Raw genomic sequence first — 18251 nt, forward strand, 5'->3', positions numbered from 1 at the left:
GTGCGGGCGGCCGGTCGGGTCAGAGGCAGAGCAGCGTGCTGACGGTGCTGGTGCCGCAGTTGAGGACGCTCAGCGAGCTGGTGCTCGCGAGGGTGTCGTCGATCGGGGCCGCCTCGGTCTCGGGCAGCTCCAGGGTCTGGAGGTCGAGGATCGCCATGACGTTCTCCTTCGGTTGCGGTGTACCACCCGGCCGGTCGGCCGGGAGTCCGTGGGGGCGCGGCTGTCGCGCCCGGGGCGGTCACCGGGGCGCGGGGGCCGCGTCGGTGAACGGGAGGAAGGGGGTGCCCGCCAGGGCCGTGCCCAGGGCCAGCAGCACCCCGGCCGAGCCCGTCGCCAGGTCCGTCGACAGGCGCAGCAACTGGTCGCCCGGGAAGGCGAGGTGGCCGTGGTACGGGACCTGGTGGAGCGCCAGCAGGGCACGGTGGCGGTCGAGCAGGGGCTGTCCTGCGGCCGGGCCGCCGGTCAGCGCGAGGTAGCCGAGGAGTCCGGCCCGTCCGTTGAACAGGCCCGGCTGGATCACGAACTCCGGTTCCGCCGCCTTCCGGATCGGCGCCTGCCGCCCGGCGAGGGCGCTGTCCGGCCGGTGGGCGAGGAGGGCGGCCAGGGCGAGGCCGATGCCCGCGCTGCCGGTCTCGACGTAGGGCAGCACCCGGCGCCGGTCGACCACCTGCAGCGTGCCGTCGGCGACGGTGACGCAGCGGTCGAGGTCGAGTTCCAGGAGGGCCTCGGCCTGGTCCAGCAGGGCGCGGTCCCCGGTGTGCTCGTGGAGGCGGACGAGGGCGAGCGCGGCGCCCGACGCCCCGGCCAGCAGCCCGGCCCGCCGCCCGGCGTCGCCGCGCCCGGTCTTCTCCCAGGTCATGGCGGCGCTCCTGGCGGCGGCCAGCGCCTCCTCCAGCAGCCGTTCGTCCCCGGTGGCGCGGGCGAAGTGCAGCAGGGTGAGCGCGATGCCCGGGCCGCCGGAGGCCAGCGCCGGGGAAGCGGCCGGTTCGCCCTCGGCGGCAGCGGCCCGGCCGAGGCGGCGCAGGAGGGCGGACGCCTGCTCGTGCTCGCCCAGCAGGTCCAGTACGTAGGCGACGCCGTGGCCGCCGTGGTACAGCCCGGGCACCGGGGCGCGGTCGCGGGCGGCGGCGGCCAGCCACCGCACGTGCGCGGGGTCGACGGCGGCCCCGGTGGCGTGCAGGGCGTAGAGCACCCCGGCCGCGCCGTGCGCCAGTCCGAGGCCGCCCTGGGTGAACTGAGCGATGTCGCCCGGGAAGAGCCGGTCGGCGCGCTCGGGGGTGGCCGCCGCGGCGATGCCGGCGGCCAGTGAGTCCCTGATCGCCGGCCAGTCGGCGGCCGGGGCCTCCAGCAGCGCGCGGGTCTCGGCGCGGCCCGCGTCCAGTTCGGGGCGGGGCGTGCGGCCGTCCTGCGGCGAGCGGGCGAGGTGGCGGTGGATGTCGTCGGTGTAGCCGGGCGGCACCGGGAAGCGCCGCTCGATCGCGTCGGCGAGCCGGCCGGCCTTGTCCGGGTCCAGCGCGGTGAGCTGGACCAGCGGGTAGAAGAGCCACAGCCGCAGCGCCGCCAGCGCGTACCGGTCGATGTCCGTCCCGGTGCGGCCGAGCGGTGCGGTGAACCCGGCGGCCCCCAGCGCGGGGCGCAGGAAGTCCTCGGTGGTGCTGGCGAGTTCGAAGTCGATGAAGCACAGCTCGCCGTCCGGCCTGACGATCAGGTTGCGGGGGTGGAGGTCGCCGAAGACGACGCCGCGGGCGTGGATCTGCGCCAGGGCCCGCTCCACCTGGTCGACGATCGCCAGGGCGTCCCGGGTGTACTGCGCGACGGCGTCCTCGTCGGGGTCGGGGTGGATCAGCGGGTAGCGGGCCGTCAGCCACTCGCTGAGGGACTGCCCGGCCACGTACTCCTGGACCAGGAACTCGTGTTCCCAGGCCGTCAGCAGTCCGTGCTCGGCGGGGACCCCGGGCACTCCGGCCAGCCGGGCCAGCACGGCGTGCTCGTTGCGCAGCCGGGTCACCGCGTCCACGCCGCGCTGGTCCAGCCCCGCGAACGGGCGGGCCTCCTTCAGGACCACCGGCGGCCCGTCCTGTCCGTCGCGGGCCAGGTAGACGCCGCCCGCGTTGGAGAAGTGCAGGACCCGCTCGACGGTGTACGGCAGTCCGGTGTCGCGCTGGACGGCGCGCTCGGCGACGGCCGGGGCGATGCAGGCCGGCACCGGCGCCCAGGAGGGGACGGCGAAGGCGGTTGCGCGCACGTCCGGGACGAGCCGTCCGTCGGGCCCGGCCAGGGCCAGCACCCGCTCGCCCGCCTCGTTGCGGCAGTAGCGCTCGGCGAAGCCGCCGTACCTCAGGTACAGCGGGCCGTCCTGCCAGCGCAGGTCGCTGAGGATGTAGGGGCCCTTGCGGCCGGCGAGCAGCGCGCCGAGGCCGTCGAGACATCGCTCCAGCTCGGCGTCGTCCACCGGGTAGAGGGTGCAGAACTTCCCGCTGGAGCCGCGCGGCGCGTACTTGGAGTTCTGCACCTGGAGGATCGGCAGGCCGCGCAGGAACTTGAAGGTCACGCCTTCGCGCAGGCAGTAGGCGAAGACGGTCTCCAGCACCTCCTCCGCGGTGTCGACGCACGCGGAGACGTGGATCTTCCAGCCCTGGTCCGGGATCCGCACGCCGACGGGCCGCACCACCGCCCACATCTCCAGGTCGCCGTGCTCCCAGCCCGCGGGCAGCGGGCGGGTCACGGCGGCGAACTCCTCGTGCGCTCCCCAGCGCCGGGGCGAGTCGTAGAAGAGCGGGTCGGCGTAGGCGTAGGCCTCGTACCGGTTGTCCAACGGAAGCCTCCTCGTGGCAGGGATCGGCGGCGGGGCGGTGTGGTGGAACGGCGTCGGGCGGGAAGCGCGGAGCGGCACGGCGCGGAACGGAACGGAGCAGCGCGGAACGGAACGGAATGGCGCGGAACGGAACGGCGCGGAACGGCGCCGGGCACGGCGGAGCGGGGGGCGTACGGCGGAGGGCGGGACCCGGAGGTGAGATTCCGGTATGGCGATACGGCCATCCGAATAGTGGGTTCGCCGCGACGACTCCGCAACGGCGCGCAATTCGCCCGGCCGGCCGGCAACGCGCACCCCGGTCACTCCTGGCGCCGCTGTGCGAGCGGGGCGCGGCGTCGCACGCCGTTTCGCGGTGGGAAGCCGGCCGGAAAGCCGCCGAGGGCGCGCGGAACCCACGGGCGGAAGGTGCGCCGGACCGACTCGACGGCCGGGCGGCGGGGCAGTGACCTGCGACGGAGCGACCGGGCGGGGGCCGGCACAGGGGGCGTGCGCGCGGTGTGCACCGAGCGGTGCGGATCCGGCGCACGCCCGGCGCACCGTCAGGGGCCGCCCGTCCGGGACCGCCGGGAACCGGTTCCTCCCCGTCCGGAAGAACCGAACAGACGCCCGTTTCCCGATATTGCCGTTCTATTTCGGCAGTATTTCAGGCGCCGGGAAATTTGTTTTCCCTTGACCAATCGGGCGTCCCATCGGAATGATTCGTTCGCACGGGTCCGATCCCGGACGCCACTTCCGCCCCAGCAGGCAGGGTCAGGGACCGAGTTGCGCGTAGGCCGCCGTGCCGTGCAGAACGGCCCCGGCGGCGCGGGCCGCCTCCAGGCTCCGGCCGAGGACCTCCGCGCCCTGCTCCGGGGCGAGGTCCATGAGGTCCGGCGGCCACGTCCCCGGCGGTACGACCAGGACGACCACTGCGGCCCGCCCCTCGGCGGCGGCCACCCAGCCGGGCGAGGCGCGGACCTCGGAGGACGGCTCCCAGAGCTGCCGGCCGCCCACCAGGACGAGCCGGCTGAGCACGTCGCCGTGCAGCCCCACCACGGCGGTGCTGGCGGGCGGCTCCCCCGCCGCCAGCACGAAGCCGCTGTCCACCGCGCTCTCGACGAACTCCGTGTACAGCCGCGGACCGATCTCCACGATCAGCTCCGCGAACGGCGGCCCCGCCGCCGTCGCCCGCACCGCCAGCGCCCAGACCATCGGCGCCGCTCCGCCGTCACCCGCTTCGTCCGCCATACCCCTTCAACGAGCCGGCCGCCCGATCGGAGCGGCCCGGCCCCCGACCGCGGCGATGTGCGGTCGGGGGCCGGGCCGGGGACGGACCGGTGGACCAGCAGGCCTCGGCGGGCCGGTGGCGGACCACGAGGCCGGTGCGGCCGACGGTGCGGGGGTGCCGCCGGTGACGGCAGCCGGTGCGGCTTCGGCAGCGCCGCGTTCGACCAGCCGCCGGTCGGCCCGATGCCGCCGGAGCCGTAGGGGGCAGCGCCCGGCCGCAAGCCGTGCGCACCGGCGCACCCGGACCGTGTCCGTTGAGGCAGCAACCTTTCCCGGTGCCGCGGCACCCCCTGCCCGACCCCCGCCCCGCATCCGAGACCACCCGGCGTCAGGGGCCCGTGCTGCCGAACCGCCGGCGGTAGTCGGTGGGCGTCGTGCCCAGGTGGCGGGCGAAGGCGCGGCGCATCGTCTCGTCGCTGCCCAGGCCGCTGTGCCGGGCCGCGGCCGTGACGCCATGGCCGTCCAGGAGCAGCTGCCGGGCGCGGTCCAGGCGTACCCGTTCCACCCAGCGGGCGGGGGTGGTGTCCAGCTCGGTGCGGAACAGCCGGGTCAGGTGGCGGGTGCTGACGGCCGCGGTGGCGGCCATCGCCGGCAGGCTGTGGTCGGCGGCCGGGTCGGCGAGCACCGCCTCGGTGAGCGTGCGCAGCAGCCCACCGCGGACCGGCGGGGTGGCCAGGGCCGTGGAGAACTGGGACTGGCCGCCGGGGCGCTGCACGAAGACGACGAGTTCGCGGGCGATCCCGCGGGCCGCGTCGGCGCCGTGGTCGTGCTCGACCAGGGCGAGCGCGAGGTCGATGCCCGCGCTGATGCCCGCGCTGGTGTGGAAGCGCCCGTCCCGGACGTGCAGGGCGTCGGGCTCCACCCGCACCCGGGGGTGGCGGCGGGCGAGGGCGGCGGCGTGCCGCCAGTGGGTGGTGGCGCGGCGGCCGTCGAGCAGGCCCAGCGCGGCCAGCACGAAGGCGCCGGTGCACACCGACGCCACCCGGCGCTCCTCCCCCACCAGGGCCTTCGCCGCGGCGAGCAGGCCCTCGTCGGGCCCCTCGGCGGCGAGGTGGTCGGCTCCGGCGATCACCAGGGTGTCCAGCGGCCCGGCGTCCTGCGGGGCGACGGTGGCGGCCAGGGCCGCGCCGTTGGAGGCGGTGACGGTGCCGCCGCGCGGCGAGACCAGCACGCTCCGGTACGGGTGGCCGAGCCTCCCGGCCTGGTGGAAGACCTCCAGGGGGCCGCTGACGTCGAGCAGGGTCACGGCGTCGAACACGAGGAAGCCGACCCGTCGCGTCATGTCCGGATCCGTGGTGCGAACGGCTGAATGGACATGGCGCCAGCCTACGCGCCCGGGCGAGTCTGGAGGAGTCGGACCGCGCGGTGCCCGGGCGGTCCCCGGAGGAAGGAAGACGAGATGAGCGAGACGATCGCGGGCGTGCGGATCCCGGACAGCGCCCTGGCCGCGGAGGCCACCGAACTGGTGCGGGAGGCGGCCTCCCCGCTGCTGTTCGACCACTCCCGCCGGGTCTTCCTGTTCGGGGCGCTGCGCGGCGCCGAACAGGGGCTGGACTTCGACCCGGAGCTGCTCTACGTCGGGGCGATGTTCCACGACCTCGGGCTCACCGGGCGCTTCGCCCGCACCGACCAGCGCTTCGAGATCGACGGCGCCGACGAGGCCCGCCGCTTCCTGCACGCCCACGGCATCACGGGTGAGCCGGCCGACCGGGTGTGGACGGCGATCGCCCTGCACACCACCCCGGAGATCCCGCTGCACATGGCGCCCGAGATCGCGTTGGTGACCCGCGGCGTCGAGCTGGACGTCCTGGGCCTCGGCTACCACGCCGTCACCGACGGGCAGCGCGCCGCCGTCACCGCCGCCCACCCCCGGCCCGACTTCAAGAACCGGATCCTCGCCGCGTTCACCGAGGGCATCAAGGACCGGCCCGCCACCACCTTCGGCAACGTCAAGGCCGACGTCCTGGCCCACTACCTGCCCGGCTTCGAGCGCGGCGACTTCGTCGAGGTCATCAAGGGCTCCCCCTGGGCCGAGTGACGGCCGGTCGGCCGCCCGGCCCGAGGCGGCGGGGCGGGCCACCACCGACAGCGTCTCGGCGGCCCGGCCGGACACCTCCCCGGCCATGGCGTTCGGCGACGGCGCCCGGCACCAGGCGGCGCTGCGCCGCTCCGGCGGCGCGCTCCAACCAGCGCCCCGCGACGCCGCGCGCGTCGCGGGGCGCCGTCGGTTCCGGTGCACCTGGCGCAACCGCGCCCGATCGGGTGATCATGAGGTGACGTCATGTCATACCTCTTTACCGAGAAGGTGTTCACCATGCTGGTCGACTGGCCCGCCGAGACGTTCGTGCTCCGTCTGCACCGCATTCCCGGCCTGGTGGCGGGTGCCGCGCCGGGGAGCCCGGAGGGCACCCCCGTGGTGCTCGGGCCCGAGACCGGAGGCGACGGCGAGCAGTGGGTGGCGGAGCGGTTCCGGGTGATCAACCACCGGATCCGGCACGCGGCCACCGGCCTCTACCTGACCGCCGAGGAATCGAGCCGGGGCGCCACGGTCACCCTGCGGCCCAAGTTCCCCGACACCGGCAGCGACTCCTCGTACTGGCGGCAGGCGTGGCGGGCCTTCGTCCAGCGCGACACCGGTCGGCTGATGGCCCTCCACGACTCCTCCAACTGCCTCCTCGGCCTGGCCGACCCGGCCGCCGAGCGGCCGGGCGGACCGCTGGTCCTGGAGAAGGGCGCCGGGGCCGAGGACCGGTCCTGCACCGCCTGGGCGCCCGCGCCCGTCGCACCGCCGGCGCCCGCACCCGCTCCGGCGCCGAAGGCCACCGACCTGCCGGTGGGGACGGGACGGGTCCGGGTGCCGGCCCGCCGCTACGAGAAGGACGTGCGGACCATCGAGCAGATCTTCGATGCGACCACCTTCCGGGAGGTCCCCGGCGAGCTCCTCACCCCGGGCACCCGCATCGAGACCTTCGACTTCGACCAGCACTCCCAGGGCGACTGGTACAAGGAGGGGCGGGAGGGAAGTCTCGTGACCTTCACGGACAGCTACGAGACGGCGGGCGCCGTGCGCAGGGCCTTCCACCGGCTGCCGGGGGAACCCGCCCGCTACGTGGACTCCGCGGAGGTCGACGTCCACTACGTCCCGCCGAAGCTCGTCGCCCGCACCAACTTCCCCGCCGCGCTCTTCGACCGCATCGGCGGCCACGACGCCATCTTCCGGACGCCGTACCGGCTGCCCAACGGGCACGCCTTCTACAACCAGCCCGAACGCCGCGAGGGCCTCTACTTCCCCAAGCGCGACGGCGCCGGCACCGTCGTGCAGTGGAACAAGACCTGGATCGCGGACAACGACACCACGTCCAAGGTCTTCCTCTGCTTCGACGGCCGCTACTTCATCGACCAGATGGACATCACCTGGGCCGACGACGAGAAGAGCTGAGGCAGGACCTCCCCACGTCGGACCGAGCGCCGGTCTTCCTCCCCTGAGCGGGCCGGGGTCAGACTGGTTTCCGGGGAACCGGCGGAAGGGCAGCCATGAGCATCAGCAGGGTCGCCGTGGTGACCAGTGAGGCCGGCCTCGCGCTCGACGGCGACCTCGCGCCAGTCGTGGCGGCGCTGGCCGCGCGCGGGCTGGCGGCGGAGCCGGTGGTGTGGGGGGCCGAGCGGGCCGCCTGGGAGCGGTTCGACCTGGCGGTCGTCCGCTCGACCTGGGACTACGTGGAGCGGCTCGACGCCTTCCTGGGCTGGGCCGACCGCACGGCCCGCGCCACCCGGCTGTGGAACCCCGCACCGCTGATCCGCTGGAACAGCGACAAGCACTACCTCACGGAGCTGGCCCACCGCGGCGTCGCCGTCGTCCCCACCCGTTTCCTCGAACCGGGGTCCCCGATCGACCTGGAGGAGCTGGACGGCCCGGACGGCGTCGTGGTCAAGCCGGCGATCTCGGCGGGCGCGCTGGACACCGCCCGCTACGCTCCCGGCCGCCCCGACCAGGCCGCCCGGCACGCCCGGACGCTGTTGGAGCGGGGCCGCAGCGTGATGGTCCAGCCGTACCTGCCCCGGGTGGCGGAGGGGGAACGCGCCCTGGTCCTGCTCGACGGTGTCTTCAGCCACGCGGTCCGCAAGGACCCCGTGCTCACGGAGGCGGGGGTGATCGACAACGACCGCCACCCGCATCCCGGCCTCGTCCCGTACCGGCCGACCGGGGCGGAGGTGCGGACGGCGCTGGCGGCCCTCGCCGCGGTGCCCTCCTCCCGCCCGCCGCTGTTCGCCCGGGTGGACCTGGTGCTGGACGGCGACGGCGCGCCGGTGGTCCTGGAGCTGGAGCTCGTCGAGCCGAACCTCTTCCTCGACACCGTTCCCCACGGCCCGGCACGCTTCGCCGACGCCGTGGCGGCGCTGGTGGGACCGCGGCGCTGATCCCTTCGCACTGGTCCCGGCGGGCCGGGAATGCCCGGGGCGGGGCACGCGTTGGAGCCGGGTGAAAACGACTTCCATTTCGATGGAGGGCTGCGGCCCGCCATCGCGCGACCCCGGGAGGACACCCCCATGGCCCGCAGCGAACTGCGCCCCGTGATCAAGCTCCGCTCCACCGCGGGCAGCGGCTACACGTACGTGACCCGCAAGAACCGCCGCACCGACGCGGACCGGATGGTGCTGCGCAAGTACGACCCGGTCGTGGGCCGGCACGTCGACTTCCGCGAGGAGCGCTGACCCGCCGGCCCCCTGCCCCCACCTCCCCGACCAGGCCCGACCAGGCCCGACCCGAAGGACATCCCGTGAAGACTGCCATCCACCCCGCGTACCGGCCCGTCGTCTTCCGCGACAAGGGCGGCGACCTCTCCTTCCTGGCCCGTTCGACGGTCACCAGTGACCGCACGGTCGAGTGGGAGGACGGCCGCACCTACCCGGTGATCGACGTCGAGATCTCCTCGGCGAGCCACCCCTTCTACACCGGCCGCTCCCGCGTCCTCGACACCGCCGGCCGCGTCGAGCGGTTCCACCGGCGCTTCGGCGACCGGTACTGACCGACGCGGCGCGGGGCCGCACCCGAGCCGGGTGCGGCCCCGCGGCGTTCCGGCCTGGCGGTGCGTAGGCGATGCGGGCCATCATGACGTCCATGGGGCGACCGAGAGAGATCATCGACTGTGGGGACTTCACGCTGCGACGGTGGCGGGAGCAGGAGGACTTCGCCGCGGCCATGGCGCTGATCGAGGAGTCGCTGGAGCACCTGCGGCCCTGGGAGACCTGGGTCGCCGAGCACAGCGCGGAGCACACCCGCGGGTTCCTCGCGCGGTCCGGCGCGCGGTGGGACGAGGGCGAGGTGTTCAACTACGCCGTCGCCGCCGGGGACGGCAGGCTGCTCGGGATGTGCCAGGCCTACCGCGGGGCCGATCCCGGGGGGCGGCGGCTGGGGTACTGGCTGCACCCGGGCGCCACCGGCCGGGGCATCGCGACCCGCGCGGCGGCGGCGCTGACCGGCGAGATGTTCGCGCTGCCGGGCGTGGAGTTCGTGGAGATCGCGCACGACCTGGCCAACAGCGCCAGCGCCGCCGTGCCGCGCCGGCTGGGGTTCGCGGTGGCCGGGCGCGGGCCGGCCGCGCCGCCGGTGCCTCCGGCGGGCAGCGGGATCGAGGTGGTCTGGCGGCTGGAGCGGCCCGCGGCGGACGCGGCGCAGCCGGGGTGAGCGGCCGGGCGCGGTGAGCGGCCGGACGGGTCGGACGTGGGCGACGGGCGGGTTCGAGGGGACGGGCCGGGTCGTCGGGTTCCTCCTCGGCGGTGGCGCCGGGTCGCTCAGGTGGTGCCGCCCGGACCCGGGGGCTGCCCGGAGGAGGCCGGTCCCCACCGGCCGGGGGTGGCGTAGGCGGTCAGGGCGTAGATGGCGACGACGTCGATCGCGATGATCGTCAGCGACCACACCGGGTAGGACGGGACGAAGGACATCTGCGCGAAGGCGTTGAGCACCAGGACGACGACGCCCGCCCACCGGGCCCACTGGGCGCGCAGGGCCAGGACGCCGTAGGCGGCGCCGAGTTGGGCGACGGCCAGGGCCAGCATCACCCAGCCCCAGGCCAGCAGGTCCCCGAAGACGAAGTGGGCGTTCCCGACGAAGACGTGCGAGCCGGCGATGGCGGAGATGCCGTCCAGGGCGTTCAGGGAGCCCACCAGCACCAGCAGCACACCGGCGAAGGTCAGCAGCCCGGAGCCGACGTGGTCGGCCGTCGCGGGCGGCCCGGCGGGCCGGGCGGCGCCGTGCGGAACGGCGGCGGTCATGGTTGCCTCCAGATGGCTGGTCCAGGGGCCGCTACGGGCCGGGCGGCCGGTGCGGCCCTGCCCACCACTGCGCCACGCGGGGGTGGCGCCCGGACCACCCGGTCCGGGTGATTCAGTGCCCGACGGCGACCTTGGCCGCCACGATGACCAGGCCCAGCAGCAGGTTGACCGCGCCCTCGGCGAGGACCTGGCGCGGCGCCGCACCCGCCCGGCGGGCGCCCAGGCTCGCCCAGCCGACCTGCTGGGCCACCGCGACGCCGAGGGCGAGCCAGGCGTTCTCCCCCGTCCCGAACCAGGGACTGACCAGCACCGCCAGGGCCGGCAGCGCGGCGGCCTCGACGATGGGCCACTCGTGCCTCCCCACCTCGCGCACCTGGTGCCGGGTCACCTGGCGACCCGCCTCGCGCTGCCCGGCGACGTGCGCGTAGACGTGGGCCGCCCAGAACACCAGTCCGGTGATCACCAGCAGCAGGATGAGCGAGAGCCGTGGATGCGGTCCGGCCAGGCTGGAGGCCGCGATCACGGAGGCCGCCAGCATCGAGCCGTAGACGGCGCCGGCGTAGTCGGTCCGACGCCCCGCCCCATTCGGGTCAGGCCCGTTCGGGTCAGGTCCGTCCGGGCCCGGGACGTGCCTGCGGGATGCCGGTCCGGGGACGGTCACGGCGGCCTCCTGCGGGATCGGTGCCGGGCCGGCCCGGCGGGCCGGTCCTCGCGACGATGGTCGCCGCTGCGGCGGGCCCCGGCCTCACCCCCGGGAGGTGAGGCGGGCCGCCCGCTCGAATGGCACGCGGCGGCCGGGCCGTACTACCGTCGAAGTGGCGTCTCCCGGAGGCGTCCGCAACGGCGCGCCCGCGGCCCGCCGCTCCGCACCCGGCCGTGCCCTCCCGCACGGCGGAACCCCCAGGCGGTGGCCCCATGCCGCACACCCGCACAGCGTCCGCGATCCTCCCCAACGGGGACCCGATGCTCGTCACCCGGGTCCGCCCGCCCGGCCCGCCCGCCGCCACCTTCCTGCGGCGCGAGAGGCTGCTGCGGCAACTGGACGCGGCCGCGGCCCGGCCGGTGACCCTGGTCGACGGGCCGGCGGGGGCGGGCAAGACCCTGCTGGTGGCCGACTGGCTGGCGCGCGGCGGCCTCCCCGGGCCGGCGGGGTGGCTCACCCTGGAGGAGAGCGACAACCAGCCCGGCACCTTCTGGGCGTACGTCCGCGAGGCCCTGCAGGGCGGCGTCCCCGGGCTGCCCGACGAGGTCGGCGCCCCCGCCCGGGCCGAGCACGTCGAACCGTCGCTGCTGGTCCGCCTGGCCGCGTGGATCAACGACCGGCCCCGGCCGCTGGTCCTGGTGCTGGACGAGTTCGAGCACATCGACAACCCCCGGCTGACCGGGCAGCTGCACGACCTGGTCCGCCACACCGCGGGCCGGCTGCGGCTGGTCCTCGTCGGCCGCCGCGAGCCGCTGCTGCCCCTGCACCGCTACCGGGCCGCGGGCGAGCTCGGCGAACTCCACGCCGCCGACCTCGCGCTCAGCCGCGCCGAGGCGGCCACGCTGCTGGAGCGGCACGGGCTGCACCTGGAGGCGTCCACCGTCGACGCGGTGCACCGGGCGGTGTCCGGCTGGGCGGCCGGACTGCGCCTGCTGGCGCTCGCCGCGAAGGACGCCGAGGACCCCGAGGCCTACCTCGGGCGGATCGACGCCGGGCAGGCCGCGCTCTCCGACTACCTCCTCGCCGAGGTGCTGCGCACCCAGCCCGCGCCCACCCAGGACCTGCTGCTGCGCTGCAGCATCCTGGGCCGGGTCCACCCGGACCTCGCCGACGCGCTCACCGGGCGCCGCGACGGCCGGCGGATCCTGGACCGGCTGCACCAGGACAACGCCTTCACCGAGGCCCTGCCCGACGGCTGGTACCGGCTGCACCCGATGTTCGCGGGCATCCTGCGCCTGCACCTGCGCGCCGCCGCCCCGGAGCGGGTGGACGAGCTGCGGGTGCGGGCCGCGCGCTGGCTCGCCGGCCACGGCCAGTACCGGGCCGCGCTGGAGCACGCCGCCGAAGGAGGTGCCTGGGGGCTGGCCGCGCAGCTCCTGGTCGACGAGCTGGCCCTCGGCGAGCTGGTCGCCGGACGCGACGCCGCCCGGCTGCGCGCCCTGTTCTCCCGGATGCCCCCGGCCGAGCACGCCCCGGCCGCCGAACTCGTCCGGGCGGCCGTCCGGCTGGACCGCGAGGAGGCGGAGGGCACCCTGCGGACCCTGGAGCGCCTCGACCCCCTGCTGCCGGAGCAGCAGCCCGAACTCCGGCTGGCGGCCGCCTTCGTGCGCGCGCAGGCCGCCCGGCTGCTCGGCTCGGCCGCGCTCGCCGACCACGCCGCCCGGCGCGCCCACGAGCTGGCGCGCCGGGTACCGGCGGGCGCGCTGGAACGGCACCCCGAGCTGCTCGCCCTGGTGGACGCCGGCCTCGGCTCGGCGCTGCTGTGGCACGGCCGCCTCGACGAGGCGCAGGCGGCCCTGGAGCGCGCGGCGCAGGCTCCCCCCTCGCCCACCACCGCCCCGCTGCGCCACGACGCGCTGTGCCGGCTGGCGCTCATCGACCACCTGCGCGGCCGCTCCGGGCGCGCCGAGCAGCGGGTGCGCGAGGCCGACGAGGAAGCCGACCGCTCCAGCCTGCCGCCCGACAGCCGCACCGACGTGCGTGACCTGGTGCTGGCCGCCACGGCGCTGGAGCGCGACGAGGCGGCCGACGCCCGCCGGGCACTGCACCGCACGACGGCGCGCCCCGCGCCCGAGCGCGATCCGGTGGTCACCCTGGGGACCGCGGTGATCGGGGCCAAGCTGGAGCTGGCCCGGGGCCGGCCCGACGCCGCGCTGCGGCTGCTGGCGCGGACCCGGGAGCGCGAACTCGCCGACCGGCCGTCGGACTGGAGCCGCGAGCGCCTCGCCGTCACCGCCTGCGCCGCGCACCTGGCGGCCGGCCGCCCGCAGGCGGCGGTGGCGGCCCTGGACGGCGTGCCGACCCGCGCGCCGGACTCGCTCGTGGTGGTGGCACGGGCCCAGCTGGCCGCCGGGACGGACCAGGCGGGCGCCCTCGCCCGGCTGCGCGCGCTGCGCGACGACCCCGCCGTGGGCAGCGCGACCCGCACCCGGGCACTGCTCCTGCTGGCCGAGGCCGACGCCGGGCAGGGCGGCCCGGACAGCGGCCGGCTGCTGGCGCAGGCGCTCGCGACGGCCGAGCCGGAGCGCCTGCTCCGGCCCTTCCGCGAGTCCGCCCCTGGGTGCGGCACCAGTTGCGCCGCCGGCCCGAGCTGGCCCGCGCCCACGCCTGGCTGCCCGGCGACCTGCGCCCGCCCTCCCCGGCGCGGCCCCGGCCGGCCCGCCGGCGGACGGACGGCGCGCGGACGAACGGCGCGCCGACGGCCGGCACGCGGACGCCCTGCCGCCGCCGACCGAGCCGCTGACGGAGCGGGAGCGCGACATCCTGCTGCACGCGGCGCGGATGCTGTCGACCCAGGAGATCGCCGACGAGCTGTTCCTGTCGCCGAACACCGTGAAGACGCACCTCAAGAGCATCAACCGGAAGCTGCTGACGGCCAACCGCCGCGAGGCGGTGCGCGCCGCCGCCCGGCTGCACCTGCTCGACGAGCGGTGAGCCGGCGGCGGCGCGTCACTCCGGCAGCCTCACTCCGGCAGCCGGTGCAGCTCCGTCACCCGCAGGCCCAGCGCCTGGCAGCGGTTCAGCAGCCCGAACAGGTGGGCCTCGTCGACGACGTCGCCGTACAGAACGGTGTGATCGGGCACGACCCTGCTCTCCAGCTCGGGGAAGCCCTCCCGGCGGGTCGTCTCCTGCAGCACGCCGGACACCCGGATCTCGTAGCGCATGGGGCCGGCTCCCTTCGCTTCGACGGTGGCCTCCAGCCTCGCCGTCCCTGCGGCGCGGCGCATCACCCCCATGAGGTGACCCGCCGGGCCGGGCGGCGGGTCGCGGCGCCCGCCGCCGTGGCGCTCACCCGCCGGGGGTGATCCTCGGCCCGCGGCGCCGCCCGTACGGTGGCGGCGCAGGCAGTTCCCGCCGTCCGCCGAGGGAGCACCCACGATGAGCCCCTACCCCCCGATCGCCGAGCACGGCGTCATCGGCGACCTGCAGACCGCCGCCCTGGTCTCCACCGAGGGCGACATCGACTGGTGGTGCACCCCCCGCTTCGACTCCCCCAGCCTCTTCGCCTCCCTGCTGGACGACGCCAAGGGCGGCCGGTGCCGGCTCGCGGCCGACCGGGACGCGGTGCCCGACGTCCGGGTGAAGCAGCTCTACCTCGCCGGCACGGCCATCCTGGTCACCCGTTTCCTCGCCCCGCAGGGGGTCGGGGAGGTGATCGACTTCATGCTTCCGGACACCTCGCCGCACCCGAGCGACCAGCACCGGATCCTGCGGACCGCCCGGGTGGTCCGCGGCCGGGTGCCCTTCGTGCTGGAGTGCCGGCCCCGCTTCGACTACGGCCGCGCCGCCCACCGGCTCGACCGTCCGGACGAGCACACCGCGCTGCTGCGGGGTCCCGACCAGGAGCTGTGCGTGCAGTCCTCCGGCCCGGTCGCGCTGCGGGCGGACGGCACCGACGTCACGGCGCGGTTCACCCTCGGCGAGGGCGAGATGGCCACCGTCGTGCTGACCACCCGGCCGCCGGGCGCCGTCCTGCCCGCCCCGCCGCGCGACCAGGACAACCTCGCCGCCTTCGACGCCTGCCGCGCGTTCTGGTACGACTGGCTCAAGTCGTCCACCTACCGGGGCCGTTGGCGGCAGATCGTGGACCGCTCGGCGGTCACGCTCAAGCTGCTCAGCTACCGGCCGACCGGCGCGCTGATCGCCGCCGCGACCATGGGGCTGCCGGAGCAGGTCGGCGGGGAGCGGAACTGGGACTACCGCTACACCTGGATCCGGGACGCCTCGCTCTCCGCGCACACACTGATCGGCCTCGGCTTCCGCGAGGAGGCGCGGGCCTTCCGGCGCTGGGTGCGCGACCGGGTCGAGGACGCCGCGGACGCCCCGGGCGAACGGCTGCAGATCATGTACCGCATCGACGGCGACCCGCACCTGAGCGAGGAGACCCTCGATCACTGGGAGGGCTACCTCGGCTCGGCCCCGGTGCGCGCCGGAAACGCCGCCGCCGACCAGCTCCAGCTGGACATCTACGGCGAGGCCGCCTACGCCTTCGCCGCCGACGAGGGCGACATGGGCGCGCTGCGCGGCTGGGAGGCCTTCCGCCGGCTCGTCAACTGGCTGACCGAGCACTGGGACCGCGCCGACGAAGGGGTGTGGGAGACCCGCGGCGGGCGCCAGGACTTCACCTACAGCCGGGTGATGTGCTGGGTGGCCTTCGACCGCGCCGTCCGCCTGGCCCGCCTGCACGCCCGCCCCGCGGACCTGGAGCGCTGGAGCTCGGTCCGCGACGACATCCTGCGCCAGATCGCGCAGCGCGGCTGGAACACCGAGCGCGGGGCCTTCGTCCAGCACTACGACACGGACGTCCTGGACGCCTCGCTGCTGCTGATGCCCAAGGTCGGCTTCCTCTCCCCCACCGACCCGGACTGGCTGTCCACCCTGGACGCGATGGACCGGGAGCTGGTCTGCGACAGCCTGGTCTACCGCTACGACCCGGCCGCCTCCCCCGACGGGCTGCGCGGCACCGAGGGCACCTTCAACCTCTGCTCCTTCCTCTACGTGGAGGCCCTCGCCCGGGCCGGCCGGGTCGACCAGGCCCGCTACGCCTTCGACAAGATGCTCACCTACGCCAACCACGTGGGCCTGTTCGCCGAGGAGATCGGGCCCTCCGGCGAGCAGTTGGGCAACTTCCCCCAGGCGTTCACCCACCTCGCCCTGATCGACGCGGCCCTCGCCCTCGACGAGGAGCTCGACCGCCGGGGCTCCGCCTGACGCCGCGCTCCGCCCCGGCCCAGGACCACGGACGCACGGACCACGGACGCACGGAAGGAGCCCGGTCATGGCCTCACCCGCCCACCCGGCGCGGCCACGCCGGAACCTGCTGCCGTTCGCGGGCGTCGCGATGATCCTGCTCGCCCTGTTCAACGGGTGGGACGCGATGGCGGCGCTGATCGACTCGCCTGTCGTCACCGGCACCGACCGCTACGTCTTCGGCGACCTGCACAGCCTGGGCTGGGCGGTGCTCGTGCTGGCCGTCGCCCAGGGCCTGGCCGGCATCACGCTGCTCACCGGCGACCTCCCCAGCCGCTGGTTCCCGGTGACGGTGCTGTGCGCCAACGTCTTCGTGCAGTTCGTCTTCGTGGCGAGCTACCCCGCGTGGTCAATGATGATCATCGCGATCGACGTCGCCGCGCTCTACGCGGTGCTGACCGCGCCCGACGAACAGCCCGGCGGACGACCGGACGGGCGACCCGACGAACAGCCCGACGAACGGAGCCGGGGATGACCACCACAGCCGCCCACTCCGCCGCGGCCGGGCGGCGGGTCCTGGTCCCGCTGGCCCTCGCCCAGTTCATCTGCAGCTTCGCCGGCTCCAGCATGAACGTGATGATCAACGACATCAGCGCGGACCTCGACACCAGCGTCCAGGGCGTCCAGGTGGCGATCACCGTCTTCCTGCTGGTGATGGCCGCCCTGATGATCCCCGGCGGCAAGCTCACCGACCGCTGGGGCCGCAAGCGCTGCCTGATGCTGGGCCTCGCCGTCTACGGCGTCGGCGCCCTGCTCAGCGCCGCCGCCCCCGGGCTCGGCGTGCTGATCCTCGGCAACTCGGTGCTGGAGGGCGTCGGCACCGCCCTGCTGATCCCCCCGGTCTACATCCTCACCACCCTGCTGTTCACCGGGACCGCCGCCCGGGCCCGCGCCTTCGGCGCCATCATGGCGCTGGGCGGCATCGGGGCGGCCGCCGGCCCGCTGATCGGCGGTCTGCTCACCACCGCGATCGACTGGCGCGCCAACTTCGGCTTCCAGGCCGTGGTGGTGGCGGTGATCCTCCTCCTCACCCGCACCCTGGAGGACCCGCTGCCCGCAGACCCCGAGCGGTCGTTCGACACCGTCGGCGCGGTGCTGTCCGCCGCCGGCCTGGTCCTGCTGGTCACCGGCATCCTCGCCGCCGACAACAACACCTGGCTGATGATCGCCCTGCTGGCGGCGGGCGCGGCCGTGCTGGTCGGCTTCTTCGCCTGGATCCGCCGGCTGGAGCGCGCGGGCCGCGAACCCCTGCTGGCCACCAGCCTGTTCCACAACCGCACCTCCAACCTGGGCCTGGTCACCCAGAACGCCCAGTGGCTCGTCCTGATGGGCGTCTCGTTCACCGTCGGCGCCTACCTCCAGGTGGTCCGCGGCTACAGCGCGATCGCCACCGGCGGCGTCTTCACCGCCGCCACCCTGGGCCTGCTCACCTCCTCGCTCGCCGCCGAACGGCTGGCGAAGCGGCGCGCCCAGCGCACCCTGATCGTCACCGGCTTCGCCACCACCATCGCCGGAGTCGTCGTCCTGCTCCTGCTGGTGCGCTCCTTCGGCGGCGCCTGGCCCTTCACCCCCGGACTACTGCTGATCGGCCTCGGCCTCGGCCTGATGCTCACCCCGTCGGTCAACGTGGTGCAGTCCGCGTTCCCCGACAGCCGCCAGGGCGAGATCTCCGGCCTGTCCCGGAGCATCTCCAACCTCGGCTCCTCGCTGGGCACCGCCGTCGCCGGCACCATCCTGGTCGCCGAACTCTCCCGCAACGGCTACGCGGCCGCGCTGACCGCCCTCGCCGCGCTCGGCCTGGTCGGCCTCGGCGCGGCGCTCCTCCTCCCGCACGACCGGCCGCCGGCCGCGCCGGGCGCCGACGCGGGAGCCCGGCGGTGAGCGGGTCCGCTCCCCGCCGGTCCGCGTCCCGGTGATCGCTGAAGTACCGGTTCCGTCGCGGCT

General features: G+C 75.6%; 17 protein-coding genes and 1 pseudogene. 11 read left to right on the forward strand and 7 right to left on the reverse strand.

The genetic code is table 11. The annotated features are described in order from the left end of the window. Window positions 1-19: 19 nt before the first annotated feature. The 4 genes from ACFCLZ_RS01215 to ACFCLZ_RS01230 form a co-directional block, all read right to left on the reverse strand. Window positions 20-157 carry a SapB/AmfS family lanthipeptide gene (locus ACFCLZ_RS01215; RefSeq protein ID WP_350571418.1) on the reverse strand — a complete coding sequence of 46 codons (138 nt, stop codon included), beginning with the start codon at window positions 155-157 and terminating at the stop codon, window positions 20-22. A gap of 81 nt (window positions 158-238) precedes the next feature. Beyond that, window positions 239-2815: a class III lanthionine synthetase LanKC gene (gene lanKC, locus ACFCLZ_RS01220; RefSeq protein WP_380282683.1), complete on the reverse strand. Its 2577-nt coding sequence runs from the start codon at window positions 2813-2815 to the stop codon at window positions 239-241. A 750-nt stretch (window positions 2816-3565) separates the two neighbouring features. Further along, window positions 3566-4042 (reverse strand): hypothetical protein, encoded by a 477-nt coding sequence (locus tag ACFCLZ_RS01225; RefSeq protein ID WP_380282684.1) that lies wholly within the window; start codon window positions 4040-4042, stop codon window positions 3566-3568. Window positions 4043-4409: 367 nt separating this feature from the next. Then, window positions 4410-5363: a GlxA family transcriptional regulator gene (locus ACFCLZ_RS01230; protein WP_380282685.1), complete on the reverse strand. Its 954-nt coding sequence runs from the start codon at window positions 5361-5363 to the stop codon at window positions 4410-4412. A 117-nt stretch (window positions 5364-5480) separates the two neighbouring features. On the opposite strand from ACFCLZ_RS01230, the gene ACFCLZ_RS01235 reads away from it, so the two are divergent. The 6 genes from ACFCLZ_RS01235 to ACFCLZ_RS01260 all read left to right on the forward strand — a co-directional run bounded on the left by ACFCLZ_RS01235 (window position 5481) and on the right by ACFCLZ_RS01260 (window position 9767). After that, on the forward strand, window positions 5481-6119 hold the full coding sequence (locus ACFCLZ_RS01235; protein ID WP_380282686.1) for an HD domain-containing protein: 639 nt from the start codon (window positions 5481-5483) through the stop codon (window positions 6117-6119). 243 nt (window positions 6120-6362) lie between these two features. Next, on the forward strand, window positions 6363-7520 hold the full coding sequence (locus ACFCLZ_RS01240) for an RICIN domain-containing protein (protein WP_380282687.1): 1158 nt from the start codon (window positions 6363-6365) through the stop codon (window positions 7518-7520). A gap of 95 nt (window positions 7521-7615) precedes the next feature. Then, a complete protein-coding gene (locus ACFCLZ_RS01245) occupies window positions 7616-8500 on the forward strand; it encodes a RimK family alpha-L-glutamate ligase (protein WP_380282688.1) in 885 nt (294 codons plus the stop codon). Between the two features lie 129 nt (window positions 8501-8629). After that, window positions 8630-8794: a 50S ribosomal protein L33 gene (gene rpmG, locus ACFCLZ_RS01250; protein ID WP_380282689.1), complete on the forward strand. Its 165-nt coding sequence runs from the start codon at window positions 8630-8632 to the stop codon at window positions 8792-8794. A 65-nt stretch (window positions 8795-8859) separates the two neighbouring features. Then, window positions 8860-9108, forward strand: a complete 249-nt coding sequence (locus tag ACFCLZ_RS01255; RefSeq protein WP_380282690.1) for a type B 50S ribosomal protein L31 — start codon at window positions 8860-8862, stop codon at window positions 9106-9108. Window positions 9109-9200: 92 nt separating this feature from the next. Further along, window positions 9201-9767: a GNAT family N-acetyltransferase gene (locus ACFCLZ_RS01260; RefSeq protein ID WP_380282691.1), complete on the forward strand. Its 567-nt coding sequence runs from the start codon at window positions 9201-9203 to the stop codon at window positions 9765-9767. Between the two features lie 107 nt (window positions 9768-9874). Here the strand turns inward: ACFCLZ_RS01260 and ACFCLZ_RS01265 are convergent, their stop codons facing one another. Beyond that, window positions 9875-10354, reverse strand: a complete 480-nt coding sequence (locus ACFCLZ_RS01265) for a hypothetical protein (protein ID WP_380282692.1) — start codon at window positions 10352-10354, stop codon at window positions 9875-9877. Between the two features lie 112 nt (window positions 10355-10466). After that, window positions 10467-11015, reverse strand: coding sequence for a hypothetical protein (locus tag ACFCLZ_RS01270; RefSeq protein ID WP_380282693.1), 549 nt, complete (start codon window positions 11013-11015; stop codon window positions 10467-10469). Window positions 11016-11317: 302 nt separating this feature from the next. Here ACFCLZ_RS01270 and ACFCLZ_RS01275 point away from each other — a divergent pair. After that, a pseudogene (locus ACFCLZ_RS01275) lies at window positions 11318-11794 on the forward strand (AAA family ATPase); the annotation flags it as partial. Window positions 11795-13838: 2044 nt separating this feature from the next. Continuing rightward, a complete protein-coding gene (locus tag ACFCLZ_RS01280) occupies window positions 13839-13991 on the forward strand; it encodes a helix-turn-helix transcriptional regulator (protein ID WP_380286404.1) in 153 nt (50 codons plus the stop codon). A gap of 29 nt (window positions 13992-14020) precedes the next feature. On the opposite strand, the gene ACFCLZ_RS01285 is transcribed toward ACFCLZ_RS01280, so the two are convergent. Continuing rightward, on the reverse strand, window positions 14021-14221 hold the full coding sequence (locus ACFCLZ_RS01285) for a hypothetical protein (RefSeq protein WP_355363385.1): 201 nt from the start codon (window positions 14219-14221) through the stop codon (window positions 14021-14023). A 214-nt stretch (window positions 14222-14435) separates the two neighbouring features. On the opposite strand from ACFCLZ_RS01285, the gene ACFCLZ_RS01290 reads away from it, so the two are divergent. The 3 genes from ACFCLZ_RS01290 to ACFCLZ_RS01300 all read left to right on the forward strand — a co-directional run bounded on the left by ACFCLZ_RS01290 (window position 14436) and on the right by ACFCLZ_RS01300 (window position 18188). Continuing rightward, complete coding sequence (locus ACFCLZ_RS01290) at window positions 14436-16268, forward strand: glycoside hydrolase family 15 protein (RefSeq protein WP_380282694.1); 1833 nt, start codon at window positions 14436-14438, stop codon at window positions 16266-16268. A gap of 67 nt (window positions 16269-16335) precedes the next feature. Continuing rightward, complete coding sequence (locus tag ACFCLZ_RS01295; RefSeq protein WP_380282695.1) at window positions 16336-16782, forward strand: hypothetical protein; 447 nt, start codon at window positions 16336-16338, stop codon at window positions 16780-16782. Beyond that, window positions 16779-18188 carry an MFS transporter gene (locus ACFCLZ_RS01300; protein ID WP_380282696.1) on the forward strand — a complete coding sequence of 470 codons (1410 nt, stop codon included), beginning with the start codon at window positions 16779-16781 and terminating at the stop codon, window positions 18186-18188. The genes ACFCLZ_RS01295 and ACFCLZ_RS01300 overlap by 4 nt, the downstream gene beginning before the upstream one ends. Window positions 18189-18251: the final 63 nt, after the last annotated feature.

It is taken from the genome of Kitasatospora purpeofusca, assembly GCF_042691725.1.
Classification (GTDB): Bacteria; Actinomycetota; Actinomycetes; order Streptomycetales; family Streptomycetaceae; genus Kitasatospora; species Kitasatospora purpeofusca_B.